General features: G+C 70.2%; 27 protein-coding genes. 16 read left to right on the top strand and 11 right to left on the bottom strand.

From position 1 onward, the window contains the following. Positions 1-102: 102 nt before the first annotated feature. A complete protein-coding gene (locus CRP55_RS31550) occupies positions 103-336 on the bottom strand; it encodes a hypothetical protein (RefSeq protein WP_097324760.1) in 234 nt (77 codons plus the stop codon). Between the two features lie 112 nt (positions 337-448). Between CRP55_RS31550 and argC the strand changes: the two genes are divergently transcribed. The 8 genes from argC to argH are packed head-to-tail and all read left to right on the top strand — an operon-like array spanning position 449 to position 8,721. After that, a complete protein-coding gene (gene argC, locus CRP55_RS31555; protein ID WP_097324762.1) occupies positions 449-1,450 on the top strand; it encodes an N-acetyl-gamma-glutamyl-phosphate reductase in 1,002 nt (333 codons plus the stop codon). Then, entirely contained in the window at positions 1,447-2,619 is a 1,173-nt protein-coding gene (argJ, locus tag CRP55_RS31560) for a bifunctional glutamate N-acetyltransferase/amino-acid acetyltransferase ArgJ (protein ID WP_097324763.1), read from the top strand. Before argC ends, argJ begins: the two co-directional genes overlap by 4 nt. 31 nt (positions 2,620-2,650) lie before the next feature. After that, complete coding sequence (gene argB, locus CRP55_RS31565) at positions 2,651-3,520, top strand: acetylglutamate kinase (RefSeq protein ID WP_097324765.1); 870 nt, start codon at positions 2,651-2,653, stop codon at positions 3,518-3,520. Next, entirely contained in the window at positions 3,517-4,665 is a 1,149-nt protein-coding gene (locus CRP55_RS31570) for an acetylornithine transaminase (protein ID WP_097324767.1), read from the top strand. The genes argB and CRP55_RS31570 overlap by 4 nt, the downstream gene beginning before the upstream one ends. Next, positions 4,662-5,591 carry an ornithine carbamoyltransferase gene (gene argF / locus CRP55_RS31575; RefSeq protein WP_097324769.1) on the top strand — a complete coding sequence of 310 codons (930 nt, stop codon included), beginning with the start codon at positions 4,662-4,664 and terminating at the stop codon, positions 5,589-5,591. The genes CRP55_RS31570 and argF overlap by 4 nt, the downstream gene beginning before the upstream one ends. Continuing rightward, the gene (locus CRP55_RS31580; RefSeq protein ID WP_097324771.1) at positions 5,588-6,091 is read left to right on the top strand and encodes an arginine repressor; all 504 of its coding nucleotides are present in this window, start codon (positions 5,588-5,590) and stop codon (positions 6,089-6,091) included. Before argF ends, CRP55_RS31580 begins: the two co-directional genes overlap by 4 nt. Then, positions 6,088-7,290 (top strand): argininosuccinate synthase, encoded by a 1,203-nt coding sequence (locus tag CRP55_RS31585; protein WP_097324773.1) that lies wholly within the window; start codon positions 6,088-6,090, stop codon positions 7,288-7,290. Before CRP55_RS31580 ends, CRP55_RS31585 begins: the two co-directional genes overlap by 4 nt. 6 nt (positions 7,291-7,296) lie before the next feature. Continuing rightward, positions 7,297-8,721 (top strand): argininosuccinate lyase, encoded by a 1,425-nt coding sequence (gene argH / locus CRP55_RS31590; protein WP_097324776.1) that lies wholly within the window; start codon positions 7,297-7,299, stop codon positions 8,719-8,721. On the opposite strand, the gene CRP55_RS31595 is transcribed toward argH, so the two are convergent. From CRP55_RS31595 to CRP55_RS31605, 3 genes are all read right to left on the bottom strand, one after another. Then, complete coding sequence (locus CRP55_RS31595; RefSeq protein ID WP_179855405.1) at positions 8,718-8,936, bottom strand: hypothetical protein; 219 nt, start codon at positions 8,934-8,936, stop codon at positions 8,718-8,720. The two genes, argH and CRP55_RS31595, sit on opposite strands and share 4 nt — an antisense overlap. Before the next feature lie 117 nt (positions 8,937-9,053). Further along, positions 9,054-10,421: a hypothetical protein gene (locus CRP55_RS31600; RefSeq protein WP_097324778.1), complete on the bottom strand. Its 1,368-nt coding sequence runs from the start codon at positions 10,419-10,421 to the stop codon at positions 9,054-9,056. Continuing rightward, a complete protein-coding gene (locus CRP55_RS31605; RefSeq protein ID WP_218854746.1) occupies positions 10,418-10,936 on the bottom strand; it encodes a SigE family RNA polymerase sigma factor in 519 nt (172 codons plus the stop codon). The genes CRP55_RS31600 and CRP55_RS31605 overlap by 4 nt, the downstream gene beginning before the upstream one ends. A 225-nt stretch (positions 10,937-11,161) precedes the next feature. On the opposite strand from CRP55_RS31605, the gene CRP55_RS31610 reads away from it, so the two are divergent. Further along, positions 11,162-12,169, top strand: coding sequence for a hypothetical protein (locus CRP55_RS31610; protein WP_179855406.1), 1,008 nt, complete (start codon positions 11,162-11,164; stop codon positions 12,167-12,169). A gap of 5 nt (positions 12,170-12,174) precedes the next feature. Here the strand turns inward: CRP55_RS31610 and CRP55_RS31615 are convergent, their stop codons facing one another. Both CRP55_RS31615 and CRP55_RS31620 read right to left on the bottom strand, forming a co-directional pair. Next, positions 12,175-13,689, bottom strand: a complete 1,515-nt coding sequence (locus CRP55_RS31615; protein WP_097324782.1) for a glycosyltransferase family 2 protein — start codon at positions 13,687-13,689, stop codon at positions 12,175-12,177. After that, positions 13,686-14,300: a hypothetical protein gene (locus tag CRP55_RS31620; protein ID WP_245923505.1), complete on the bottom strand. Its 615-nt coding sequence runs from the start codon at positions 14,298-14,300 to the stop codon at positions 13,686-13,688. Before CRP55_RS31620 ends, CRP55_RS31615 begins: the two co-directional genes overlap by 4 nt. Before the next feature lie 262 nt (positions 14,301-14,562). On the opposite strand from CRP55_RS31620, the gene CRP55_RS31625 reads away from it, so the two are divergent. Then, a complete protein-coding gene (locus CRP55_RS31625; RefSeq protein ID WP_097324862.1) occupies positions 14,563-15,168 on the top strand; it encodes a helix-turn-helix transcriptional regulator in 606 nt (201 codons plus the stop codon). Positions 15,169-15,190: 22 nt separating this feature from the next. After that, positions 15,191-15,739, top strand: a complete 549-nt coding sequence (locus CRP55_RS31630) for a VanZ family protein (RefSeq protein WP_143235023.1) — start codon at positions 15,191-15,193, stop codon at positions 15,737-15,739. Here the strand turns inward: CRP55_RS31630 and CRP55_RS31635 are convergent. Continuing rightward, positions 15,715-16,797 carry a glycosyltransferase gene (locus CRP55_RS31635; protein WP_097324785.1) on the bottom strand — a complete coding sequence of 361 codons (1,083 nt, stop codon included), beginning with the start codon at positions 16,795-16,797 and terminating at the stop codon, positions 15,715-15,717. The genes CRP55_RS31630 and CRP55_RS31635 overlap by 25 nt on opposite strands. A 238-nt stretch (positions 16,798-17,035) precedes the next feature. On the opposite strand from CRP55_RS31635, the gene CRP55_RS31640 reads away from it, so the two are divergent. Genes CRP55_RS31640 through CRP55_RS31655 form a run of 4 tightly spaced genes read left to right on the top strand, consistent with a single transcriptional unit; the run spans position 17,036 to position 21,801 of the window. Then, entirely contained in the window at positions 17,036-18,877 is a 1,842-nt protein-coding gene (locus CRP55_RS31640; protein ID WP_097324787.1) for a polysaccharide biosynthesis protein, read from the top strand. Further along, on the top strand, positions 18,874-20,127 hold the full coding sequence (locus CRP55_RS31645) for a nucleotide sugar dehydrogenase (RefSeq protein WP_097324789.1): 1,254 nt from the start codon (positions 18,874-18,876) through the stop codon (positions 20,125-20,127). The genes CRP55_RS31640 and CRP55_RS31645 overlap by 4 nt, the downstream gene beginning before the upstream one ends. Before the next feature lie 23 nt (positions 20,128-20,150). Beyond that, a complete protein-coding gene (locus CRP55_RS31650) occupies positions 20,151-20,735 on the top strand; it encodes a sugar transferase (RefSeq protein WP_245923506.1) in 585 nt (194 codons plus the stop codon). Then, on the top strand, positions 20,725-21,801 hold the full coding sequence (locus tag CRP55_RS31655) for an aspartate aminotransferase family protein (RefSeq protein ID WP_097324793.1): 1,077 nt from the start codon (positions 20,725-20,727) through the stop codon (positions 21,799-21,801). The genes CRP55_RS31650 and CRP55_RS31655 overlap by 11 nt, the downstream gene beginning before the upstream one ends. Before the next feature lie 281 nt (positions 21,802-22,082). On the opposite strand, the gene CRP55_RS31660 is transcribed toward CRP55_RS31655, so the two are convergent. Beyond that, positions 22,083-22,430 carry a hypothetical protein gene (locus tag CRP55_RS31660; RefSeq protein WP_097324795.1) on the bottom strand — a complete coding sequence of 116 codons (348 nt, stop codon included), beginning with the start codon at positions 22,428-22,430 and terminating at the stop codon, positions 22,083-22,085. 105 nt (positions 22,431-22,535) lie between these two features. Between CRP55_RS31660 and CRP55_RS31665 the strand changes: the two genes are divergently transcribed. Next, positions 22,536-22,817, top strand: a complete 282-nt coding sequence (locus CRP55_RS31665) for a hypothetical protein (protein WP_143235025.1) — start codon at positions 22,536-22,538, stop codon at positions 22,815-22,817. Here the strand turns inward: CRP55_RS31665 and tsaA are convergent, their stop codons facing one another. The 3 genes from tsaA to CRP55_RS31680 all read right to left on the bottom strand — a co-directional run bounded on the left by tsaA (position 22,818) and on the right by CRP55_RS31680 (position 25,495). Further along, positions 22,818-23,207 carry a tRNA (N6-threonylcarbamoyladenosine(37)-N6)-methyltransferase TrmO gene (gene tsaA, locus CRP55_RS31670; RefSeq protein ID WP_097324799.1) on the bottom strand — a complete coding sequence of 130 codons (390 nt, stop codon included), beginning with the start codon at positions 23,205-23,207 and terminating at the stop codon, positions 22,818-22,820. 91 nt (positions 23,208-23,298) lie between these two features. After that, positions 23,299-24,297 (bottom strand): GNAT family N-acetyltransferase, encoded by a 999-nt coding sequence (locus tag CRP55_RS31675; RefSeq protein ID WP_097324802.1) that lies wholly within the window; start codon positions 24,295-24,297, stop codon positions 23,299-23,301. Continuing rightward, positions 24,290-25,495 carry an FAD-dependent monooxygenase gene (locus tag CRP55_RS31680; protein ID WP_097324804.1) on the bottom strand — a complete coding sequence of 402 codons (1,206 nt, stop codon included), beginning with the start codon at positions 25,493-25,495 and terminating at the stop codon, positions 24,290-24,292. Before CRP55_RS31680 ends, CRP55_RS31675 begins: the two co-directional genes overlap by 8 nt. Positions 25,496-25,499 lie beyond the last annotated feature (4 nt).

The following is a 25,499-nucleotide window of genomic DNA, read 5'->3' on the forward strand; positions in this document are numbered from 1 at the left end:
TCGCTGCGACCGCGGTGGCACGGTCAACGGAACATGAACGATCGGAGTCTGACAGCTCGGAACCGGTTCCGGCAGCCCGGAACGGTTCCGAAACTTTTCTTGTCAGTTATCCGGGTCGCTCTCATCAATACTGGGCACCTCCAGCCCCGCCGCCTCGATGGCATCGAGCCGGGCCTCAACTGCTTCCTTCTCACGCTGGACGAGGACCGCGTACTCCGCGAGGGCACTGGGGTCCTCGGCGTCCTCGAGCTTGTCGAAGAAGCGCTGCGTGTTGCGGACGGCTTCGGCGTAGGCCTCGGCGGCCGTACGGATAGCGATGATCGTCTGGTCTGCCATGGCGCCAGTCTTACCACCGGGCCGGTGGTTTCACTCACTCGCCGGGCAAATGGTGTTGCTCGTCGCTCGCGCCCCTTGATACGGTTCTCTGCATATTCATGCGGAGGTTGGTATGGGGATTCGGGTCGCGGTCGCGGGCGCCAGTGGTTATGCGGGTGGTGAGTTGCTGAGGCTTCTCGCCGGGCACCCGGAGTTCGACCTCGTGGCGGCCACCGCTCACACCCAGGCGGGCACGCACGTCACGGCCGTGCATCCGCAGCTCGCCGGGCTCGACCTGACGCTCGGCGCGACCGACGCCGCCGGCCTGAGCGGCGCCGACCTGGTGTTTCTCGCCCTGCCGCACGGGCAGTCGGCGGCGCTCGCGGCGCAGCTGCCCGAGACGGTGAAGATCGTCGACCTGGGCGCCGACTTCCGGCTCAGGGACGCGGCGCCCTGGGAGAAATACTACGGCGGCTCGCACGCCGGCACGTGGACTTACGGCCTGCCCGAGTTGCCCGGTCACCGCGAGCAGATCAAGGCCTCCGACCGGGTGGCCAACACGGGTTGTTATGCGGCCACCATCACCCTGGCGCTGGCCCCGCTGATCGCCGCCGGCGTCGCCGATCCGGCCGACGTGGTCGTGGTGGCCAGCTCCGGCACGTCGGGCGCCGGGCGCTCGGCCAAGGTCCACCTGCTCGGCAGCGAGGTCATGGGCGACCTCTCGCCGTACAAGGTCGGCGCCCACCAGCACGTGCCCGAGATCAAGCAGGCCTCCGGGGCGACGTCGCTGTCGATGACGCCGGTGCTGGCGCCGATGCCGCGCGGCATACTCGCCACTGTCACCGCGCGCCCGCTCACCGCGCAGGACCCGCGAGAGGTGCTCCAGGCCGCGTATGCGGACGAGCCTTTCGTGCACGTCCTGCCCGAGGGGCAGTGGCCGCACACGGCCGCCACCTCCGGTTCCAACTCGTGCCACCTCCAGGCCACCGTCGATGTCGACTCGGGCCGGATCGTGGTCGTCAGCGCCCTCGACAACCTCGGCAAGGGTGCTGCTGGGCAAGCCGTCCAGTGCGCCAACATCATGTTCGGCCTGCCCGAGACCTCGGGCCTGTCCGTGTTCGGAGTGGCACCGTGACCGTGACCCATCCCAAGGGCTTCCGGGCCTCCGGAGTCGCCGCCGGCCTGAAAGCCAACGGCAATCCCGACGTGGCCCTGGTCGTCAACGACGGCCCCGACTTCACCGCCGCCGGCGTCTTCACCGGCAACCGGGTCAAGGCGGCGCCCGTGCTCTGGAGCCAGCAGGTGCTCAAGGGCGGCATCGTGCGCGCCGTCGTGCTCAACTCGGGCGGGGCCAACGCCTGCACCGGCCCGCAGGGCTTCCAGGACACGCACGCCACGGCCGAGCACACCGCGACAGTGCTCCGCGGCGGTCCCAAGCCGCAGCTGATCGGGGCCGGCGACGTGGCGGTCTGCTCGACCGGCCTGATCGGCGAGCTTCTGCCCATGGACAAGTTGCTGCCCGGCGTGAACGCGGCGGCCAAGTCGCTGAAGGCCGACGGTGGCCCGGCCGCGGCCGAGGCGATCATGACGACCGACACGGTGCCGAAGAACGCCGTGGTCGAGCGCGACGGCTGGTCGGTCGGCGGCATCGCCAAGGGCGCCGGCATGTTGGCCCCGGCGCTCGCCACCATGCTCGTGGTGATCACCACCGACGCCTCGGCCAACAACGAGGTGCTCGACGCCGCGCTGCGTGAGGCGACCCGGGTGACGTTCGACCGGATCGACGCCGACGGCTGCATGTCCACCAACGACACCGTGCTGCTGCTGGCCAGCGGCGCCTCCGACCGCCAGCCGACCCAGGAAGAGCTGACGGCGGCGGTCACCGAGGTCTGCCACGACCTGGCCCAGCAGCTGATCGCGGACGCCGAGGGCGCTACCAAGCACATCGCGATCGAGGTCAAGGGCGCGGCCACCGAGGCCGACGCGGTCGAGGTGGGCCGCACGGTCTGCCGCAACAACCTGGTCAAGACGGCGCTGTTCGGCAACGACCCCAACTGGGGGCGCATCCTGGCCGCGGTCGGCACGACACAGGCGCGCTTCGAGCCCGACCGGGTCGACGTGGCGATCAACGACGTGTGGATCTGCAAGGGCGGCGCGGCGGCGGAAGACCGCTCCAAGGTCGACCTGAGCGGCCGCGACGTCAAGATCACGGTGAACCTGCGCGAGGGCGAGATGGAAGCGACGATCTGGACCACCGATCTGTCGCACGCGTACGTGCACGAGAACTCGGCGTACTCGTCGTGAGCGCTCGCGCGAACGAGAAAGCAGGCTCAGTGTGACCACGCCGATCGAGAAAGCGGGCGTCCTGATCGAGGCGCTGCCGTGGCTGGAGCGGTTCCACGGCGCGACGATCGTCGTCAAATACGGCGGCAACGCGATGATCAACCCGCAATTGCAGGCGGCCTTTGCCGCCGACATGGTCTTTCTCCGCTATGTCGGGATAAAGCCGGTTGTGGTGCATGGTGGTGGTCCGCAGATCAGCCGCATGCTCGACAAAATGGACATCACCAGTGAGTTCCGTGGTGGGCTCCGCGTGACCACTCCCGAAGCCATGGATGTCGTCCGGATGGTTCTTGTCGGACAAGTCGGACGTGAGCTGGTCGGGTTGATCAACCAGCACGGGCCTTTCGCCATCGGCCTGTCCGGCGAAGACGCTCGCCTGTTCACCGCTGTACGTCGGGGCACGCTGGTTGACGGCGAGGAGGTCGACCTCGGTCAGGTCGGGGACTTGGCCAAGGTGGACACCTCGGCGGTGGACGACCTGATCGCGGCCGGCCGGATCCCCGTGATCGCGTCGGTCGCGCCGGACGCGGACGGGGTCGTGCACAACGTCAACGCCGACACGGCGGCGGCCGCGCTGGCCGAGGCGCTCGGCGCCCGCAAGCTGGTCGTGCTGACCGACGTGCCCGGGCTCTACACCAATTGGCCCGACACCTCGTCGCTCACCTCGCGCATCGACGCTGACGCCCTCGAAAAGCTGCTGCCCACCCTGGAGGCGGGCATGGTCCCCAAGATGGAGGCCTGCCTGCGCGCGGTGCGCGGCGGCGTCCCGGCCGCCCACGTCGTCGACGGCCGCGTCGAGCATTCGACGCTGCTGGAAGTCTTCACCTCGGAAGGAATCGGAACAATGGTGGTCCCCTCATGAGCTCCCTGATCGACCGGTGGTCACAAGCGGGGATGAACAACTACGGAGCTCCGCAGGCGGCCCTGGTCCGAGGCGAGGGCGCGGTCCTCACCGACGAGAACGGCAAGCAGTACGTCGACTTCCTGGGCGGCATCGCGGTCAACGCCCTCGGGCACGCGCACCCGGCCGTCGTCGAGGCCGTCACCCAGCAGGTGCAGCAGCTCGGCCACATCTCCAACTTCTACGTCGCCGAGCCGACCGTCGCCCTGGCCGAGCTCCTGCTGGCGCTGGCCGGCCGTTCGGGACGGGTGCTCTTCACCAATTCCGGCGCCGAGGCCAACGAGGCTGCCTTCAAGCTCTCCCGCCTGACGGGGCGCACCCATGTCGTGGCGACGAAGGGGGCATTCCACGGCCGCACGATGGGCGCTCTCGCCCTGACCGGTCAGCCCGCCAAGGCCGACCCGTTCCGTCCGCTGCCGGGCGACGTGTCGCATGTCGATTTCGGCGATCTGGCCGCGCTGGACGCCGCTGTCACCGACGGCACCGCCATGGTCATCATCGAGCCCATCCAGGGCGAGAGCGGCGTCGTGGTCCCGCCGCCGGGCTACTTGGCCGGCGCCCGGGAGATCTGCGACAAGACGGGCGCGCTGCTCGTGCTGGACGAGGTACAGACCGGCATCGGCCGCACCGGGCACTGGTTCCATCACCAGAGCGAGGGCGTCGAGCCCGACATCATCACCCTGGCCAAGGGCCTCGGCGGCGGTCTGCCGCTCGGCGCCTGTGTCGCCTTCGGCCGGGCCGCCGACCTGTTCACCCCCGGGTCGCACGGCACCACGTTCGGCGGCAACCCGATCTCGTGCGCCGCGGGGCTGGCCGTCATCCGTACGATCGCCGGCGAAGGTCTCCTCGACCACGTGAAGCGGGTCGGCGAACAGCTGCGGCGCGGCCTCGAAGGCCACCCCGCCGTCAACCATGTCCGTGGCGCGGGCCTGCTGCTCGGCATCGTGCTGAACGAGCCGATCGCGGCCAAGCTCGCCGCCGACCTCAAGGAAGCTGGTTTCCTGGTGAACGCCCCCGCACCGGATGTCATCCGGCTCGCCCCTCCGCTGATCATCAGCGTCGAGCAGGCCGACGCCCTCATCGCCGCCCTGGACGGTCTCCGGTGACCCGTCACTTTCTCCGCGACGACGACCTCAACCCCGAGGAGCAGGGCGACGTCCTGCACCTCGCGGCCCAGATGAAGGCCGACCGGTTCGCCTACAAGCCGCTGGCCGGGCCGCGCTCGGTCGCCGTCTTCTTCGACAAGGTCAGCCTGCGCACCCGGCTGTCGTTCGAGGCCGGCATCGCCGAGCTCGGCGGCCAGCCGATCATCGTGGACACCCAGGCCACCCACTTCGGCCGCGGCGAGTCGCTGGCCGACGCCGGGCGCGTGGTCGAGCGCTACGTGTCGGCCATGGTCTTCCGCACCACCGGCGACGAGCGGCTCACCGAGCTGGCCTCCGGCGTCAACGTGCCGGTGATCAACGCGCTGACCGACGGCTACCACCCGTGTCAGCTGCTGGCCGATCTGCTCACGATCCGCGAGAAGCTCGGAACGACGGAGGGCAAGAAGCTGGCGTACGTGGGTGACGCCGCCAACAACATGGCCCACTCCTACCTGCTGGCCGGGGCGACCGCCGGCATGCACGTCCGGGTGGCCGGGCCGTCCGGCTTCGACCCGTCCCCGGCCGTGGTGGCGCGGGCGGGCGAGATCGCGGCGTGGACCGGCGGCTCGGTCGAAGTGGTCCGCGACCCGTACGAGGCGGTCGACGGCGTCGACGTGATCGCCACCGACACGTGGACGTCCATGGGCCAGGAGAACGACGGCCGTGACCGGCTCACCCCGTTCTGGCCCTACCAGGTCAACAAGGATCTGCTCGCGGCCGCCGCCGGCAACGCCATCGTGCTGCACTGCCTGCCCGCGCACCGCGGCGAGGAGATCACCGACGACGTCATGGACGGTGCCCAGAGCGTCGTGTTCGATCAGGCCGAGAACCGTCTGCACGCGCAGAAGGCGCTGCTGGCCTGGCTGTTGGCGGTGAACGAGCAGTGACCGGGCCGGTGACCAGGGCCGGCCGGCACGCCCGGATCGTCGAGCTGATCAGGGACAAGGCCATCCGCTCGCAGACCGAGCTCGCCGAGCTGCTGGCCGGCGAGGGCGTCCAGGTCACCCAGGCCACCCTGTCGCGCGACCTGGAGGAGCTGGGCGCCGTGAAGGTCAGCGGCGCCTACCTCATCCCCGAGGACGGCAAGCGGCCGCTGCGCGAGACCACCGAGCAGGGGCCGGCCCGCCTGCTGCGACTGCTGAAAGAGCTGCTCACCAGCGTCGACTACAGCGGCAACATCGCCGTGCTGCGGACGCCGCCCGGCGCGGCCCAGTTCCTGGCGAGCGCCCTCGACCGGTCCGGGCTCACCGACGTCGTCGGCACCATCGCCGGCGACGACACGATCTTCGTCGTGGCCCGCGACCTGAACGGCGGCGAGGCGCTGGCCGAGAAACTGGCCGTGTGGGCCGGGCACACCATCGACACGCTGGAAAGGAGCACCCCGTGACCGAGCGGGTGGTACTTGCCTATTCCGGGGGGCTCGACACCTCCGTGGCCATCCCCTATCTGGCCGACCAGGTCGGCGGCGAGGTCATCGCGGTCGCCCTCGACGTCGGCCAGGGCGGCGAGGACATGGAGGTCATCCGGCAGCGCGCCCTCGACTGCGGCGCCGCCGAGAGCGTCGTGGTCGACGCCCGCGAGGAGTTCGCGGCCGACTTCTGCCTGCCCGCGCTGCGGGCCAACGCCCTCTACATGGACCGCTACCCGCTGGTCTCGGCGCTGAGCCGCCCGCTGATCGTGCGCCACCTGGTCGAGGCGGCCAAGCAGCACGGCGGCACCGTCGTCTCGCACGGCTGCACCGGCAAGGGCAACGACCAGGTCCGGTTCGAGGTCGGCATCGGCGCCCTCGCCCCCGATCTGAAGGTGATCGCGCCCGCCCGTGACTTCGCGTGGACGCGGGACAAGGCGATCGCGCTGGCCGAGGAGAAGGGCCTGCCGATCGACGTGTCGCACAAGTCGCCGTACTCGATCGACCAGAACCTGTGGGGCCGCGCGGTCGAGACCGGCTTCCTCGAGGACATCTGGAACGCACCCATCGAGGACATCTACTCCTACACCCAGGACCCGTCCGCTGTCCGCGACCCGGACGAGGTCGTCATCACGTTCGACCAGGGCAACCCGGTCGCCATCGACGGCGAGACGGTCACCCCGTTGCAGGCCATCACCGAGCTGAACCGGCGCGCCGGCGACCAGGGCGTCGGGCGCCTCGACATGGTCGAGGACCGCCTGGTCGGCATCAAGAGCCGCGAGGTGTACGAGGCGCCGGGTGCCATCGCCCTGATCGCCGCTCACCAGGAGCTCGAAAACGTGACCGTCGAGCGCGACCTGGCCCGCTTCAAACGGTCGGTCGACCAGCGCTGGGGCGAGCTCGTCTACGACGGTCTCTGGTTCTCGCCGCTGAAGCACGCGCTCGACGCCTTCATCGCCGACAGCCAGAAGCATGTGACCGGCGAGGTCCGGCTCGTGCTGCACGGCGGCCGGGCCACCGTCACCGGCCGTCGTTCCGAGGCCAGCCTGTACGACTTCGGCCTGGCCACCTACGACACGGGCGACACCTTCGACCAGTCCCTGGCCAAGGGTTTCGTGCAGCTGTGGGGCCTGCCGTCACGCATGGCGTCGGCCCGCGACCACCGTCTGGGAGACTGACTCACCGTGACGAACGAGAAGACATCCTTGTGGGGTGGCCGGTTCGCCGGCGGTCCCGCCGACGCCCTGGCCCGCCTGTCGGTCAGCGTCCAGTTCGACTGGCGTCTCGCCCCGTACGACATCGCCGGCTCCCGCGCCCACGCGCGGGTCCTGGCCGCGGCCGGGCTGCTCGACCCGGACGAGCTGGGCCAGATGCTGGCCGCCCTCGACGACCTCGAGGCGGCCTGCGCGTCCGGCGAGTTCCGCCCGACGATCGACGACGAGGACGTGCACACCGCGCTCGAGCGCGGCCTGCTCGAACGGCTCGGTGCGCTGGGCGGCAAGCTGCGCGCCGGCCGCTCCCGCAACGACCAGGTCGCCACCGACCTGCGCCTCTACATGCGCGACCACGCCCGCGGGGTCGCGCAGGCCGTCGTCGAGCTGGCCGACGCGCTCACCGAACAGGCCGCCAACAACGTGAACACGGCGGCGCCCGGCATGACCCACGTGCAGCACGCGCAGCCGGTCACCTTCGGCCACTGGCTGCTGGCCCACGTGCAGCCGCTGCTGCGTGACCTCGACCGGCTGCGCGACTGGGACGCCCGTACGGCAATCTCGCCTTTGGGCAGTGGGGCCCTGGCCGGCTCGTCGTTGCCGCTGGACCCGGCGGCGGTGGCCAAGGAGCTCGGCTTCACCGCCCCGGCGCCGAACTCGATGGACGCGGTGGCCGACCGCGACTTCGTGGCCGAGTTCCTCTTCATCACGTCGCTGATCGGCGTGCACCTCTCCCGCCTCGGCGAGGAGGTCGTGCTCTGGACGTCGACCGAGTTCGGCTGGGTCGAGCTGGACGACGCCTTCGCCACCGGCTCGTCGATCATGCCGCAGAAGAAGAACGCCGACATCGCCGAACTGGCCCGCGGCAAGAGCGGCCGGCTCATCGGCGGCCTGGTCACGGTGCTGACCATGCTCAAGGGCCTGCCCCTGACGTACGACCGCGACATGCAGGAGGACAAGGAGCCGGTCTTCGACGCCATCGAGACGCTCGAGCTCCTGCTGCCCGCCCTGGCCGGCATGATCTCGACGATGACGGTGCGGGTGGACCGCCTGACCGCGGCCGCTCCGGTCGGCTTCTCCCTGGCCACCGAGGTCGCCGACTGGCTGGTCCGCAAGGGCGTCCCGTTCCGCGACGCCCACGAGATCACCGGCAAGCTGGTCGCCCTCTGCTCGGTCCGCGAGTGCGAGCTCGAAGACCTGACCGACGACGACCTGAAAACCGTCAGCGAACACCTGGACCCGTCCGTCCGCCAGATCCTCACGGTCGAGTCGGCCCTGGCCGCCCGCACCACCCCCGGCTCCACCGGCCCCGGCCCGGTCGCCGAGCAGCTCGCCCAGGTCCAGCACCACCTCGACACGTGGCGCTCCTGGGCAGTGGAGAAGGTCGTGCCCCGCTAGGTCGTGTTTCGCAGGGCGCGGAGCCATTGGTTGATGGCCGCTCGGAATACGGGCGGTGATACCGCGACGGCGTAGGGGGCCCGGTTGGCGCGGGACGTGCAGGCCTTGTCGGCCAGCACGATGTCCGGGCGGACTGGTGGCACCCAGATTTTGGCCAGTACGTTGACGAGCTGCGGGCTGTCGCCACGTTGCCCGGCGGTCACCACCGCGGCCATCAGGTTGCGGCCTTGTTCGCAGGTCAGATGTGTCTTGGTGGTCCAGCGGCGAAGCCATCGATACAGGGTTTCGGGCCGGCCACGCGGAAGCGTGGCCGGCTCGGGTGGCGGGCCGGGCTATTCGACGATTCTGGTCTTCAGGTCGTCGCCGGGCAGGCCGCCGCTGTCGGTTTCGAACGGGGGGACCGGTGTCGCGCCGATGACCGAGCCGTCGGCGGCGTAGGCCGTCACGGTGGCGTCGCCTGACGTCGGCAGCGTGGTGAAGGCCGCGCCGGCCGCGTCCGGCACGCCGCCCAGCGACAAGCGGGCGGTGCCGGGCGGGCCGACGACCACCACCTGGTCCGTGCGGTCGTCCTTGCCCTCGGCCCGCATCCGCCAGGCGATCGGGCGCTCGCCGGCGCCGGCGGCCGGCAGCAGCAGGCGCAGATCCTCGCGATATGTGTTCGCGCCGCCGTGGAAGGCGTAGGCCAGGACACCGCCGCCCTTCGGCTGGATGGTGAGCAAGGCCGCCGGCTGGCCGTTGACCGTGCCCGTCCAACGGATCTTCACCGTGGTGCCCTGGGCGGGCAGGCGGGCGTCACCGAGCGCGCTCTCGATCCAGCGGCGCATCGTGAGCCGGTCGAAGCTCCGCTCACCGAGCGCATCGGTGAGCACCTGCTCGCTGATCTCCTGCGTGTTCGGGCCCGCCTTGCCGCTCCACCCGCCGTACGCAGGACCGTTGTAGATCTCCCGGTGGTGTGGGTCGGTCACGGTGACCGTCGTGCCGGGGTCGAACGGCGCGGCCGGCAGGATGAACTCGGCCAGCCCGCTGCCGGGCATGGCGGTCTGTGGTGCCGCGTGCTCGACGCGCCCGGCGGCGCTGTAGGTGAAACCGTTGCTCACCGCGACCGTCGAACCCGACGGGGCGACCACGACCAGCGCCCCGGGCGCGTCGGTGCGGCCCTGCTTGAAGATCGCCACTTGTTCGCCGCCGTCGGTGCGGGCGTCCTCGTACATCTCGGCCGGCGTCGCGCCCGGGTCGCCGCGATACCACATCAGCGTCTCGTCGGTCAGGAAGCCGAAGCGCAGCGGCACCAGCGCGAGCGCGAGCCGGTGGCCGGGCACGTCACCGGCGTACAGGAAACGGATTTGGCTCCTGTCTTTGATTTTCCAGAGCTCGCCGGGGTCCTCGACATCCTTGATCGCGCCGCGCATGCCGTCCAGCCAGGCCGTGTCGTTCGCGAGCGATCCGCGCAGAGCGCTCTTGGCCAGCGCGGTCTCGCGCCCGGCGATCGCGATGCCCGGCGCCCAGCCCGGCAGCGGCACCAGGCCGGTTTGCACGCCCACCGCGGCCACGATGGCCGCCGCCACCACACCGATCCGGATCCTTCGGTTGCGCTTGTGGGCCTTCTCGCGCCGGGTGAAACCGGACCAAGGATCTTGCGGTACGCCCAGAGCCTCGGCCTCGGCCGCGAGCGCGTCGCGCAGGGTCGCCTCGGTGGTCATGCGCGCCTCCCTTCGAGAGTCGTGGCCGGTCCTTCGAGACTCGTGGTGGCGCGGAACTCGGCGCGCAGCCGTTCGAGGCCGCGCGAGGCCTGGCTCTTCACGCTGCCGACCGAGCATCCGAGCGTCGCCGCCGTCTCGGCCTCACTGAGATCGGCGAAGTAGCGCAGCACCAGCACCGCCCGCATCCGGGGCGGCAACCCCCGCAACGCGGTGATCACCTCGTGGCGCTGATCGAGCGGCCCGTACGGATCCGCGGCCGGCGCGTCGCCGAGCAGCAGCGGCACCTCGCTGACCCGCCGGCGCCGCCGCCACGACACCGCCGTGTTGACCATGGCCTTGCGGACGTACGCGACGGGCGCCTCCATCCGCGACACACGCCCCCAGCGCCGGTGTGTCTTCTCGAGGGCGGACTGCACCAGATCCTCGGCGTAGCCACGATCCCCGGTCAGCAGATAGGCCGTCCGCAGCAGCGGCGCCCACTCCCGTTCGACGAACGCCCGGAACTCCTCAGCCACGGCATCTCCTGCGATGTGAAGGCATGCGAGGTTAACGCCGCCACAGGCGCAAAAGGTTGAGCCCGGCACCACCCGATCGTGGTCGTCCGGCGGGCGGTGCGACGGCCGTCCTTTCCCAGACTGCCCCTGCCGAACGTCGCCCACTCAGGACGACATGAGGGATCCACGCGCGCCGCGGCCGGGTGGACCGTACAGGCAACGAGTCGGTCGGGAATGGAGACGATGGTGGGAACGGAGTTGGCTACGGCCGCCACGGGCACGGTGCTCGGATTCTTCCGGCGGATGCTCATGGGCACGCCGGACCGGGTGGCCGACGAGGCGGCGCAACGGGTCGTGGGTGTCCTGGACAATCTGGGGCGGGGTGACCCGGCCACGCGCTCGGCCCTGGCCACCTTGCGCGCCCAGCCCGACGATCACGCGGCCCGGGTCCTGCTGGAGCAGCGCATCGACCTGTACGCCCAGCACAATGCCCAGTTCCGGCAGGATCTGAGCTTCAGCCTCGGCGCCGCCCCGCACCAGCCGTTCCGGCCGGCGGCCACCGGCGCCATGGTGAAGGGCGCGGCCACCGGCGCCATGGTGAAGGGCGCGGCCACCGGCGCCATGGTGAAGGGCGCGGCCCTCGGCACCAGGGTGCGGGACATGGCCCGGAACCCCGGCTCCCGGCGGCTGCTGATCGGGGCCGGCGCCCTGCTGCTGGTCGTCCTGCTCGGCTGCGGCGGTGCCGGTTTCGCCTTCCTGCGCGGCAACACCACCGTCCTGGACAACCGGACCGATCTGACGGCGCCGGGCGGCTGGTCCTACCGGGTCTCCGAGGCCCACCTGAAGACGTCGCCGCAGCTGGAGGACCGGGCCCCGGCCAAGCCCGGCTACCGCTACCTCTATTTCGACATCACCGTCGAGAACAAGCTCGACGACCGGGAGGCGCCCGGCATCCGGCTCAGCTTCGCCCGCGCCGAGGACACCATGTCGCCCGGCTGCGGCGCCCAGCAGACCGGCTTCTTCGGTTTCTCCAACTACGCGCAGGGTGTGGTGCCGGGTTGGTGTGTCAGCCGGAGCGCGTCCTGCTTCGAGACCAACGACTCGTTCTTCCGCACCGTCGACCGGATTCCGCCCGGCGGAAAGAACGAGCTGCGCTGCGTCGACGACTACTTCGTCGAGGACGGCTTCGACCTGGGTTCTCTGCGTGTCTACTACCTGGGTGACAGTTACACGCAGATCCCCACGTCGACGTGAACGGGTCAGACGGTGAAGCCGCGGTGGCGGCGGAACAGCTTGCGCATCATGAAGACCGTCTGGGCGATCGTGGCGATGTAGAGGATCGGCCAGCCCAGGGACAGGATCGCCGACTGCACCGACACGCTCTGCTGGCTCCAGGCGTAGATGGCGCCGCCGAGGACCGCCAGCAGGACCACCAGCGGCATGACGTAGGCCGAGCCCTTGCCCTTCTCCGCGTTGGCCTGGGCCGCCCAGTTGTCCTTGTCCGTCTTGGCCAGGAACTGGGTCCAGGCCGACACGAAGTGCCCCATGCGGATCCACATGTAGAGCTCGGCGGGCAGCGCCAGCGCCGCGTACAAGATGTCGGAAGCGCTCTTGTCCTTCATCGACAGCGCCAGGCGCAGGTTGAGCAGCGCCGCGACGGCCGGCGGGATCAGCCAGATCGGGTTGAAGACGAACGCGTGGATGGACAGCGCCGCCACCAGCAGCAGCAGGAAGCCGAGGCGGGAGGCGATGTTGAACGCCATCGCGATGTTCTCGTACCAGCGCAGCCGCAGGTTGGGGTGCAGCGGCTGGCCCTGGTTGTCGCCGCGCGTGCCGGGCCAGAACAGGTCGATGGCGCCGAAGTTCCATTTGACCTGCTGGCCGTGCAGGGCCCGCAGGTTGGTCATCGGGCCGACGAAGGCGCGGGCGGTCGAGCTGATCTTCGTGCTGTAGCCGGCGTCCTTGATCTGCAGGGAGAGCTTGCTGTCCTCGACCTCGCTGTCGCGGACCCAGGGCGCCTGCTGGTGGTGGCGGACCATCACCGTCTCGAGCGCCCGGATGCTGAACAGGCTGCACTGCCCGCCGAGCACGGCCATGTTGCGGCCGCGCAGCAGGTTGTCCATGTTGAAGGCGGCGAACTGGGCGCGCTGGCCGGCGATGAGGAAGCGCGCCATCAGGCCCTTGTACCGGTTCTTGTCGATGCTGTAGATGGCGCTGAGCCCGCCGATGCGCGGGTCGTCGGTCATCTCCAGTTCGAGCCGCTCGACGGCGTCGCGGGCGAGGGTGGTGTCGCCGTCGACGCCGAGGATGTAGTCGTAGCCGCGGGACAGGAAGTAGCCGTAGTTGAGCGCGCCGACCTTCTTGTCGGGGTTGGCGCCCATGTCGTGGACGTGCACGACCGTGACGAATTCTTCGCCCTTGACGGTACGGGTGTGCCGGCCCTCGAACGACCGCGCGATCTCGGGGGTGTCGTCGTCGGTGTTGTTGATGATGACGTGGATGACGTCCGGCAGCCGGGTCTGCCCGAGCAGGCTCTTCAGGACGTCGGCGATCGAGTCCTGCTCGTTGTAGCAGGGGATGATGCAGCTGATCGTGGCGTTGCGGGGTGTCGCCGTGGTGGCCAGGGCGATCTCGCCCGACACCACCTCGACGTTCTCCAGGTCGGCCAGCTGGGGCACGGCCGGCGGCAGCGCCAGCGGCCCCGCCTTGGCGCTGCGCGGCAGCAGGATCTGGCGGTCGGTGGCCCGGCGCAGGCCGGGACTGGACTCGGTCATCGGGCGGCACCGTTCGTGAGCAGCGGCAGGGTCAGGGTGTCGAGAGCGGTGGAGCGGTAGTAGCTGTTCGATTTCGGCGCGGTCTCCACGAGGAGGTCGAGCCGGATCGTCAGCGTGAGCTTCGTTGCTCCCGCCGTCGCCGCCGGAAGGCTCACCACGGTGTTGTAGGGGTACGGCGGCGTCACGTCGAACTGGCCGCTGTCGGTGGTGACCACTGTCCGCTTGGCGTTGTCGTCCTGGATCACCTGGAAGGTCGTGATCTTGACGCGGTGCGTGCTGTCGGCGTCCTCGATGTGGGCGGCGACGTTGACGGTCTTGGACGACGCCGCCGTGTACTGCTTGGCGTTGTCCGAGGTCCAGTAGGTCAGCTGCACCGAGAAGTCACCTTGATCGATGCGGTGGGTGACCGTGCCGGTATCGAGCGGGCCACTGGCGCGGCTCACAACTGGCGACGGTGAGGGGGAAGAGCTGGGCGTCGGTGATGACGACGCACCACCCAGCAGCGGTTTGCTGCTGCTGGTGAGGTCGGTGAGGCTGCTGCAACCGGTGAGCAGGACGGCGGCGATGCCGACTGCTGCGATACGGGGGATGCGCAGAGCTGTACGAGTCAACGGCCCGTCCTGCTGTGAGATGTGACCGGGGGTAAGCGTTCAGGTCGGCAGGCCGGCGGGTCACCTGAGGGGACGTGACAATGGACACTCGCCGGTTCCGGTGCATTGGCATCGGTTGATCGGCTGAGCGCGGTATCCGTCGCGTGACAGGCGCGTTACCGTGAGGAGGCGTCGGAGCGACGGGCACCTGTGGCTCTCCACCCGCCACGTCACCAGATCAGCCATGCCCGTGGAGGTATGCCCATCGGGGGAGAGTGATGTGGTGATACGGGTAGCTGTGGCCAGGGAAGAGGGATATTTCGGCGTTCCCGTGCGGGCTCTGCTCGAGACGAACCCCGACATGGTGTTCGTGGGCACGCTGCCGTTCGGCAACGAGCTGCCCCGGCTGGCCGCGCAGACGTGGCCGAGCGTCATAGTGATCGACACCGACCGCATGGTCAGTCAGGTTCTGCCGGTTGCCACCGAGTTGCATTCCTTGTCGCCGACCTGCGCGCTGCTGCTGCTCTGCGACCCGGCCAAGCGCGGCATGCTGCCGCCCCGCCATCGCACCGGCTCTCTCAACTTCCTGCTCAAAACGGCAAGTGCCAACCTTCTCTCCGATTCCGTACGCCGTCTCGCGCTCGGCGAACGGGTGGTCTCCCCGATGTTGCAGGCGGCGTCGCTCACCACCGAGCGCGGCCTGACCACCCGGGAGCTGGAGGTGCTGGGCCTGGCCGCCGAGGGCGACTCGGTCAAGGAGATCGCCGGGCGGCTCTACCTGTCGGGCGGAACGGTCCGCAACTACCTGTCGGCCATCATCTCCAAGACCGGCGCGCGCAACCGCCTCGACGCCATTCGTATCGCCCGTAAGGACGGCTGGCTCCGCTAGCCGCCCACGTACCCTGGGAACGGTGCAGCGTCTGGTAATCCCCGCGATCCCGGTCATGCTCGTCCTCGGGATCGCCCTGATGGCCTTCGCGGCGCGCCGGATTCGCGACCGGGTGCAACTGGTGAACGCGTGGCTCGCCGGCTGGTACGCGGTGGCCGTGCTCGGCGCGACCATGCTGCCGCTGCACGTGGGCTGGGGCCCGGGTTCCCCCGACTGGTACCGGATCATCCTGGTGCCCATCCTGGAGATGCGCCCGGCCGACTTCATCCTGAACGGCGCGATGATGCTGCCGCTGGCCTGGTTCCTGCAGACCGTCTTCCGGGTCACCCGGGAGCCGCGGGTGGTGCTCATCGGCTTCCTGATCAGCCTCACCATCGAGCTCACCCAGCTGTTGCTGCTGGTCACCGTGCACGGCACGCGCTGGGCCGACGTCAACGACCTTCTCTCCAACACGCTGGGCGCGTGGCTGGGCTTCATCTTTCTCGAGAGCTTGCTGCGCTTTGCGTTCGTACGGGATCTGGCCCGGCGCTGTGAGGTCGGCCGGCCTCAGCTGGCGGCCACCCGCTCGTAGAGATCTTCCACGTCGGCCGCCATCCGGTTCGCGCAGTAGCGGTCGGGCAGGATCCGCGGGGGCAGCCGCGCCCCGTACCTCTCGATGTGGCAGAGAACCTCGGCGCGCAGCGCCCGCGGCAGCGACTCCGGATCGTGTGGCGTGAGCCGCTGCGTGTGCTCCACCGGCGTGCGCGCCGCGGCCATCTCCTGCAGCGGGGCGCACGCCGCGTAGAGCGCCGGCAGCCCCGCCGCGACCGCCTCGAGCACGGCCAGCCCGAACGTCTCCCGCCCGGGTGACGCGAAGACGTCCATGGCGCAGAGCATCTCGCGGGCGTGCTCGACGGTCCCGGCGAACAGCACCCGGTCGCTGACCCCCTCGATGCCGGCCAGCAGTTGCAGCGCGACCCGGGCCGGCCCGTCGCCGACCAGCAGCAGGGTGGCCCCGGGAACCTCGGCCACGGCCCGGATCAGCGTGTCCAGGCGCCGTTCCGGCTCGAGCCGGCCGACGGCGCCGATGACCGGGGTGCCGGGCGCGATCCGCAGCCGGGCCCGGGCCGCCGTGCGCAGCCGCGGGTCGTACGCGAACTCGGCGGCGTCGAGCGCCTTGGGGATGACGGTGACCCGGCCGAGCGGCACGCCCCAGCGGCGCAGCCGGTCGGCCACCGCGGGCGCCGCGGCGACGGTCACCCCGCTGTGCCGCTCGCCGGCCAGGTAGAGCGCGCGCACCCCGGCGGCGGTCCGCAGCCCCTCGTCGGCGTGATATTCGGTGGCGACCACCCGCGGCGTCCGGGCCAGGCGGGAGGCGACCCGCCCCTGCACGCCGGCGCGGAAGAGATGGGTGTGCACGACGTCGAAGCGCCCCTCGCGGATCAGGCCGCGCAGGTGGCGGATCGCGCCGAGGTCGCGGTCGCGGGTGGTCGGCAGCTCGTGCAGGGTGGCGCCGGTGGCCCGCAGCGCCGGGGGCGCGGGCCCGAGGGTGAGCACGTGACCGTCGTACGGCAGCCGCCCGAGAAGCAGCCGTAATTGGTGCCCGGCGCCGCTGCCGGGGCGCGCTCCGAACACGTGAAGGACTCGCATGATGTCTTCTCTCGACAAATGGACGGTCGCAGACGTTTCCGGGCAATGAAAGTTGCAAATGTCATGGCGAACAAGAGTGGTATTCACGTTATTGAAGCCAAATAATCCCAGCTCAGCGCCATGTCATGCGGAAAGTGAGGGATCCTCGCGTCGCTCGTGACAATTGCCACTGTGGCTCCGAGATAGCGACTGTAAGCCTGTGGAAGCGCATTCCCAGCGCTATTCCCGGGAGGATTCCATGGTCGTGAGCAGTGCGGCGCGCGAGGTCACCGACGACCCCAGCCGCCGTGCCCGGGCCGGTGTCCTCCCCGGCCGGGCCGCCCGGGCCGGCGCCGACGCCGCCGCTCTGTCGCTGGCGCTGCTGATCGCCACCCTGCTGCGGCACGACGGCGACCTGGCCGAGGTCGATCTGACCGGTCTGGCCGTCCTGTCCGCGGTCGCCGCGGTCGTGCTGGCCGTCACCGGCTCGTGGTGGGGCCTCTACACGGGCCGCTGGCAGTACGGCTGCTTCGAGGAGATCGCCGCGGTGGCCAAGACCCTGGCCGTCACCACCCCGGTCCTGTTCGTCCTCGACACGCTGCTCGGCCGGCTCGTGCCCCGGTCGGCCATCATCGGCGCCGGGCTGATCGCGCTGGTGCTGGCGGCCGGGGTGCGTTATTCCGTACGCCTGCTGCGGGACCAGAGACTGCGGCCCTCACCCGAACACGGCGTGCGGGTGGTGGTGATGGGCGCGGGGGAGGGCGGCGCCCAGGCCGTCCGGTCGATGCTGCGCAGCCCGTCGAGCCCGTACGTGCCGGTCGCCCTGCTCGACGACGACCCGGCCAAGCGCACCCTGCAGATCATGGGGGTGCCGGTGGCCGGCACCCGGCGCGCGCTGCCCGACGTGGTCCGGCGCTACGGGGCGCACTCGGTGCTCATCGCCATCCCCAGCGCCGGCGCCGACCTGATCCGCGAGCTCACCGACACCGCCGCCCCGATGAACGTGGACGTCAAGGTCGTGCCGCCGGTGGTGGAGCTGTTCGGCCGCACGGTCAGCGTCGACGACATCCGCCCGGTCTCCCACGCCGACCTGCTCGGCCGCCGCGAGATCGGCATCGACCTGGCCGCCGTGGCCGGCTATCTGCAGGGCCGCCGAGTGCTGGTCACCGGGGCCGGCGGGTCGATCGGCTCCGAGCTGTGCCGCCAGGTCGCCCGTTTCCGGCCGGAGCGGCTGGTGATGCTCGACCGCGACGAGTCCGGCCTGCACGCCGTGCAGCTCTCACTGGACGGCCGCGGCCTGCTCGACGACCGCAACCTGGTGGTGGCCGACATCCGCGACTCCGAGCGCCTGGACGAGGTCTTCGCCGAGCACCGCCCGCACGTGGTCTTCCACGCGGCCGCCCTCAAACACCTGCCGTTGCTGGAGATGCACCCGTCCGAGGCGCTCAAGACGAACATCATCGGCACGTACCAGGTGCTGCAGACCGCGCTGCGCCACGGCGTCCAGCGGCTCGTCAACATCTCCACCGACAAGGCGGCCGACCCGGTCAGCGTGCTCGGCTACTCCAAGCGCATCACCGAGCGGCTCACCGCGGCCGCCGCGTTCTCCTCGGTGCGCTTCGGCAACGTGCTCGGCAGCCGCGGCTCGGTCCTGACCGCGTTCGCGGCCCAGGTCGAGGCGGGCGGCCCGATCACCGTCACCGACCCCGACGTGACCCGCTATTTCATGACGGTCCAGGAGGCCGTACGGCTGGTCATCCAGGCCGGCGCGCTGCGCAGCCCCGGCGAGGTGCTCGTGCTCGACATGGGCGAGCCGGTCCGCATCGCCGACGTGGCCAAGCGCCTGGCCGACGCGGCCGAGCGGCACGTCGCGATCGTCTACACCGGACTGCGCCCGGGCGAGAAGCTCGAGGAGAGCCTGTTCGGCACGGGTGAGCGCGACAACCGCCCGCACCACCCGCTCATCTCGCAGGTGCCGGTGCCGCCGCTCGACGGCTCGGTGCTGTCCCTGCTCGACCCGGCCGCGCCCCGGCACGATCTGGTCGCCGTCCTGCGCTGGCTCTCCGAGAGCCCCGCCTTCGTGAAGGAGCCCATCCCGTGAAGGTCGTCGTCGCCGGTCAGGGATACGTCGGCCTGCCGCTCGCCGTCCAGGCGGCCCGGGCCGGGCACACGGTCGTCGGCTACGACGTCGACGAGGAGCGCGTCAAACGGCTGGCCGCCGGCGAGTCGTACGTCGACGACGTCTCCTCGGACGACCTGCGCGCCCTGCTCGACTGCCGGTTCTGCCCGTCCTCCGATCCACGCTCCTGCGCCGGGTTCGACGTCGCCGTCATCGCGGTGCCGACACCGCTGCGCGAGGGAACGCCGGACCTGACGTACATCAAGGAATCGGCTCGGACCTTGGCCCGCTATCTGCGGCCCGGCGCGACGGTGGCGCTGGAGTCGACGACCTATCCCGGTACCACCTCCGATCTGGTCGCGCCGATCCTGGAGGAGGGCTCGGGCCTGATCGCGGGAACCGACTTCTACCTCGGCTACAGTCCCGAGCGGATCGACCCGGGAAACCGGGAATGGCATCTGGCGGTCACCCCGAAGGTGGTCTCCGGCATCAATCCGGCGTCCCTGCAACGGATCCAGGTCTTCTACGAGACCATCGTCGAGCGCACCGTGCCGGTCTCCGACTGCAAGGCGGCCGAGCTGGCCAAGCTGCTGGAGAACACGTTCCGGCACGTCAACATCGCCCTCGTCAACGAGCTGGCGGTCTTCGCGCACGAGCTCGGCATCGACGTGTGGGAGGCGATCGACGCCGCCTCCAGCAAGCCGTTCGGCTTCATGCGCTTCACCCCCGGGCCCGGCGTCGGCGGCCACTGCCTCCCGATCGACCCGTCCTACCTGTCGTGGCGCGTGCAGCGCACGCTCGGGCAGAGCTTCCGCTTCGTCGAGCTCGCCAACGACATCAACAACCACATGCCCGATTACGTCGTACGCCGTCTGGTCGCCGCCCTCAATGAGCGCCGCAAACCGGTGAACGGCTCCCGGGTGCTCCTGCTCGGCCTGGCCTACAAGCGCGACAGCGGCGACGCCCGCGAGTCGCCGGCCCGGCGCGTCGCCTTCCTGCTCCTGCAGATGGGGGCCGAGGTCCGCGCGGCCGACCCGCACGTCGTCGAGGACACGCACATCGACCCCCGCGTGGTCCGGGTGGCCGCCACCGCCGAGGAGATCGCCCTTTCCGACGCCGTCGTCCTGCTCGCCGACCACTCCGACTTCGACCTGAGCCTGGTGGCCACGCACGCCACGTACGTGCTCGACACCCGGCACTGCCTGACCGGACCGACCGTGGAGGCGTTGTGATGTGGGACTTCATCCATCGAATCGTGGCTTTTTCCGCGTTGCTGGTTCTCCTGCCCTTGATCATCTTTGTCGGCGTCTGGATCCGCGTTTCTGACGGCCGCGGGGTGCTCTTCGTGCAAGAGCGCGCCGGCCGGGGCGGCGTGCCCTTCCGCATGCTGAAGTTCCGCTCGATGGTGCACGACTCGGTGGCCATGTCGTCGTCGCTGGGCATGGCCGACCCGTACGGCCTGATCGAGAACGACCCCCGCATCACCCGCTGCGGCCGCTTCCTCCGCCGTACCAGCCTGGACGAGCTGCCCCAGCTCTGGAACGTCGTCCGCGGCGACATGCTGCTGGTCGGCCCGCGCCCCGACGTGCTGCCGCAGGTCGCCCACTACTCGCCGCTCGACGCCCGCCGCCTGGAGGTGAAGCCCGGCATCACCGGCTGGGCCCAGGTGAACGGCCGCGACGACATCGACTGGCCGCAGCGCTTCATCCTCGACCGGTGGTACGTCGACAACCGGACCCCGGCGCTGGACATGCGCATCCTGTGGCGCACCTTCACGTCCCTGAACCGCGGCGAGCCCCCCGTCCACGTCGACCACCTGAACATCGACCGTGCCGCCTGACATCGGCTCGGAGTTCCACTGGGAACCCGCCGTCCTGGGCGGCGACGGCCTGCCGTCCTGGCTCCCCGAGCGGCGTGCCCTGTTCGCAACCGCGTGCGGCGCCCTGCACGCGCTGCTGCGGCTCCTGCGCCCCCGGGGCCGCCTGTTCGTCCCCTCGTACTTCTGCACCGGCGTAGCCGAATCCCTGTCGCACGTCGTCCCGATAGCCTGGTACCGCCACCTGCCGGACGCCCTCGACCTGAACGCGTTGCCGGCGGTACCCGGCGACGTGGTCCTGGCCCAGAACCTCTTCGCCCGCGAGGCCGGCGTCCCGTGGCGGGCTTGGATCGAGGCCCACCCCGCGGTGCCCGTCATCGAGGACCATTCCCACGACCCATTCGGCGAGTGGCCCCGCCACAGCACCGCCGCCTACGCCGTGGCTTCCCTCCGCAAAACCTTGCCCCTCCCCGACGGCGGCCTGCTCTGGTCCCCTTCCGGCCGCCGCCTGCCGGCCCCGTCAGGCCCGCCGAGCCCCGGCAGCGACCTCAAGCTGGCCGCCATGCTCCTGAAGTCCGCCTGGCTGAACGGCGGGAGAGTCCCGCGTGACGCTTTCCGCGCCCTCCAACAGCAAGGCGAACAGGCCCTCCTGTGCAGCAGCGCCCCACCATGCGCGACAACCGCCGCCGCCCTGCCCTTGATGGACACAGCCGGCGTGAGACGACGAAGCACCGAGCAGGCCCAGGCCTTGGCCGCCCTGCTCCCCACCGAGACCCCCGACTGGCACCTCCTGCCGCCGGGCCCCACACCTTTCCGCCTCCAGTTGGTGTGTCGCACCGAGCCGATCCGCGACGCCCTGCAGCACCACCTGGCCCAGCACCACATCTTCGCCCCGGTGCATTGGCGCCAGACCGCGTTCTGGAGCCACGACGAGCAGACCGCCACCCTGGCTTCCCGAATGCTCACCCTCCCGGTGGACCACCGCTGCACCGAGTCCGACCTTCATCGGCTGGCTAGCGTCATATCGAGCGCCGGAGAAGCTATCGGCGCCCGCGGCGGGGCCGGCGCGCTCGCTCCACCAACTCAGTAACTTCGAACGTCAAGAAGGGCGCGAGGCGTGTACACATCGACTCCCGGGTCATCACGGTCGTGCACTCCGATCAATAGGACTACGCGAGTGCCGCACAACCTCAGCTTGGAGCATGTCGAGGAACTGCTCGTAACTCGCTTTGTCTTTCCTTCTCGAGCCTTCGGCCTGCTGCGAGGTACGTGGAGTTTCGGTAACCCGAGTGCGCACGCGAAGATGCTAGAGCCGATCTTCGTCCTGCTCCGCGAAGTCACCCGATCGGACGACTCGCCCTTCGCCGCGCCTCATCTGCTCGACGCTCTCCTTAAGTCCTCGCGTTCGACCAACGCCTGATCATTGAGGCGGTACCAGACGGCTTCGATCAAATTGCGGTCGCGACCCCGTGCCCGAAGGTCCCGCACGAGATGCAGCACCTCATGGAGGCGCTCCGCGTCCAGCACGAGGCGCTTGTGCTTGCCGGCCGCTGCCGTCAGAAGGCCTTCCTTAGCCCACGCTTCGACAGTCTTGCGGCTGAGGTTGAGCAGTTGAGCCGCGATGGTGACCCGGACCGGCTCGCACTCCTGAATGGCTTGATGGGTGGCGTCGAGGATCTCGCGCCGCTGCTCGTCACGGATGTTGTCTGCGCCGGCCACCGCTTCCAGTCGCTCGACCCTCTCGAACAGCCGATGCGATGGAGTGAACCTGAGCCGGCGGTGAAGTCGCTTGCGCTCTACCGGGGGCCGAACGGGGATCCGAGCGTGGACGTGCAACTGCTCGGGAACGGCGACCTGCGGCTGCTGTCGATTCAGCGGCAGGGTGTCTGGGTGTACAGCGACATCGACACGATCGCCTGGTGGAGCTGGTACACGGTCAGCCGCGCCGACCTGACCCGCCTGACCGGCGAGGGCGGCGACGTCCTCGAGACCGTACGGGCCGCTGTAGCTCCGGAGGACGACGGCGTCGTCAAGCGCTTCCAGGCCTGGCTCGCCGAGCGTGGCGTCACGGCCGCCTGGAACTCCTATGACGAGCGCGAGGCCTGATCACAGGACGGGCTTGACGTCGACGACCGGCGTGCCGTCGACGGCTTCCAGCCCGGCCACCTTCACCCGGAGACCGTCGACCTCGACCACCCGCACCCGGTGCAGCCCGACCGGGTTGGGCCGGTCGGCCGACCGGGTGCTGAAGACCCCGGTCAGCGGATTGCGCGGGTCATCGCGCGGGTGAACGACGAGCGTGCCCCGGTCGGCGAGATGCAGCCACGTGAGGACCACGACCTCATCCCCGGCCGCCAGGTCGCGCAGCCCTTCGGCCACGTCCGGCTCGAACACCAGCCAGGCCTCGGCCCCGCCCTCGGTGCCCTGTTTAGGCGCGGTCGCGGGGTCGGTCAGGGCTGATTCGACGATGCCGATCGGGCGCATCTCGTACGTCACGACGCCTCCTGGCGGCCCGCGGGCCGCGGCTCAACTTAAACCATCTCGATCACAGTCTGGATACGCGCGGGGCCAAGCGCTCGCCGACCGGTCACCGGTACGGCGGAAAACGGCCCTCCAGCGCCTCCGGGGTGGGGGTGCCGGCCAGTTTGTCGTAGGCCCGCGGATCGGTGATGACCCGCCAGGTGTGGAAGTCCTGGCGGCCCGGTGAGAAGGCGGCCTTGTAGCGGAACAGCGAGTCGGCCGCGCCGCCGACGCCGCCGCCCAAGTGGTAGACCGTGGCGCCGGCCGCGCGGCCCCATGCCCGGACCTCGTCGTAGAGGAGCTTGTCGGCGTGCCGGACGTCGCCGTCGCGGGTCGCCTGCAAGTGGGTGTGCATGATGCCGCCGTACGAGAAGAAGAGGTTGCCGCCCAGCACCTCGCCGCTCGGGGAAAGCGCGACCGCCAGGTGCACCTTGTCCTCCAATGTGGATTGCAGGGTCTGGAAGTAGGGGCGGGAGAAGAAGTAGAACGATGTGGCGCCGACCCGGCGCATCGTCGCGTGGTACGTGTCGATCCACTCGTCGTAGCGGGACCAGTCGTCGAAGACCACGGTGACGCCGGCGCGCCGGGCCTTGTTGATCTGGTTGCGGTGGCTGCGGTGGGTCTGGCTCCACATCTGCTCGGCGGTCAGCGTCAGGTCGATCGACACCGTCTCGCCGTGGCGCACCAGGGTTCCGGCGCCGGCCAGCGGGCGGGTGGGCACCGGCAGGAGCGGGTGCAGGCGCACGAAAGCGGTCACGACTCCACGCGTACACAAAAGGTCTTTGAAAGCTTGCCAAGCCCGCTCGAAGAAGCCTTCGGAGGAGGCGTTGCTCACCGGGCCCGGATAGCCGTACGGGGACACGGCGTCGTGCAGGTCGGTGTCCGGCACCGGGCGCAGCAGCAGCGGCAGCAGGAGGACCCGGCCGGCCTCGGCGTACCGGAAAGCGATGGACGATCCGGCGTCGAGCCGTGCGTACTCGGGCCGGTGGTAGACGTCGTGCCGGACCCGGGAGAGGGTGTCGGCCCACGCCCGGTCGTCCGGCTTCAGTACCGCGGCTTCAGCCATAGGTGCCCCTCTCGGAAAGGCGGCGCCGCGCACGATGCCGGCGGCGTGTCGCCAGCGCGCCGCGCAGCATGGCCCGGGTGACCGCGGTCTGCGTGGTCACGTGCAGAACGTAGCGCCACAGTGGATAGTCGCCGCGGCGGTTGGAGAGCGCGTACGAGAACTGCTTCGCCGGCAGGTCGGCGTAGGAGGGCATCCGCTCGAACCAGGTGCTGCTGGCCAGGGCGGCCCGTTGCAGCGGGGCCAGCGCCGAGCGGCGGCGGTGCTCGTAGCGTTCCAGCGCGACCGGCAGGTCCTCGCCGGCGGCGAGCGCGTCGGACAGGGCCATCGCGTCCTGCATGGCCAGTTTCGTGCCGGAGCCGATGGCGAAGTGTGTCGTGTGGGCGGCGTCGCCGAGCAGGGCGACCACGCCGTGATCCCAGCGCCGGTTGGTGACACGGCGGAAGTTCATCCACCCCGTACCACCGGAAGTCGCCCGATGGTCGATGAGCGGCTGGCCGGCCAGGTGCTTGGCGAAGATGTTCTGCAGGCGCGCGCATCCGGTCGCCGCGTCGAGGCGGTCGAGTTGAAGCGCGGTCCAGGTCTCCGGCGTGCACTCGACGATGAAGGTGCTCGCGTCGCGGGAGAACGGGTAGGCGTGGTACCAGATCCAGCCGGCATGGGTGCGTTCGAAGCCGAAGGTGAAGGTGCGGAAGACGCGCGGGGTGCCGAGCCAGATGTATTTGTTGCGGCCGGTCTCGACCTCGGCGCCGAAGTGCTCGGCCGCCTGGTCACGCAGGCGGCTGCCGGCGCCGTCGCAGGCCACCACGAGATCGGCCGGCGGCAGCACGGGCCGCCCGGCCGACTCGGTCTGATAGCGCAGGTCGACGCCGAGCTCGGCCGCGCGCTCGGACAGGATGTCGAGCAGGCGGTGCCGGCCGAGGCTGTATCCGTATCCGGGAAGGTGGGTGACGTCCTTGCCGGTGCACCGCACCTCGTACTCGTCCCACTTGTAGGCGGCCTCCCAGATCCGCCGCGCGCTGACCGGGTCGTAGCGGAACAGGTCGTCGAGCAGGTCGTCCCAGAACACGACGCCCCAGCCGTAGGTGACGCCCTCCGGGTTGCGTTCGAGCACGGTGATCTGATGGCCCGGGTCGGCCAGCTTGGCCAGCACCGCGAAGTACAGGCCGGCGGGGCCGCCGCCGACGCACGTGATGCGCATGGGG

The organism is Paractinoplanes atraurantiacus, from assembly GCF_900215205.1.
GTDB classification, from domain to species: Bacteria; Actinomycetota; Actinomycetes; order Mycobacteriales; family Micromonosporaceae; genus Actinoplanes; species Actinoplanes atraurantiacus.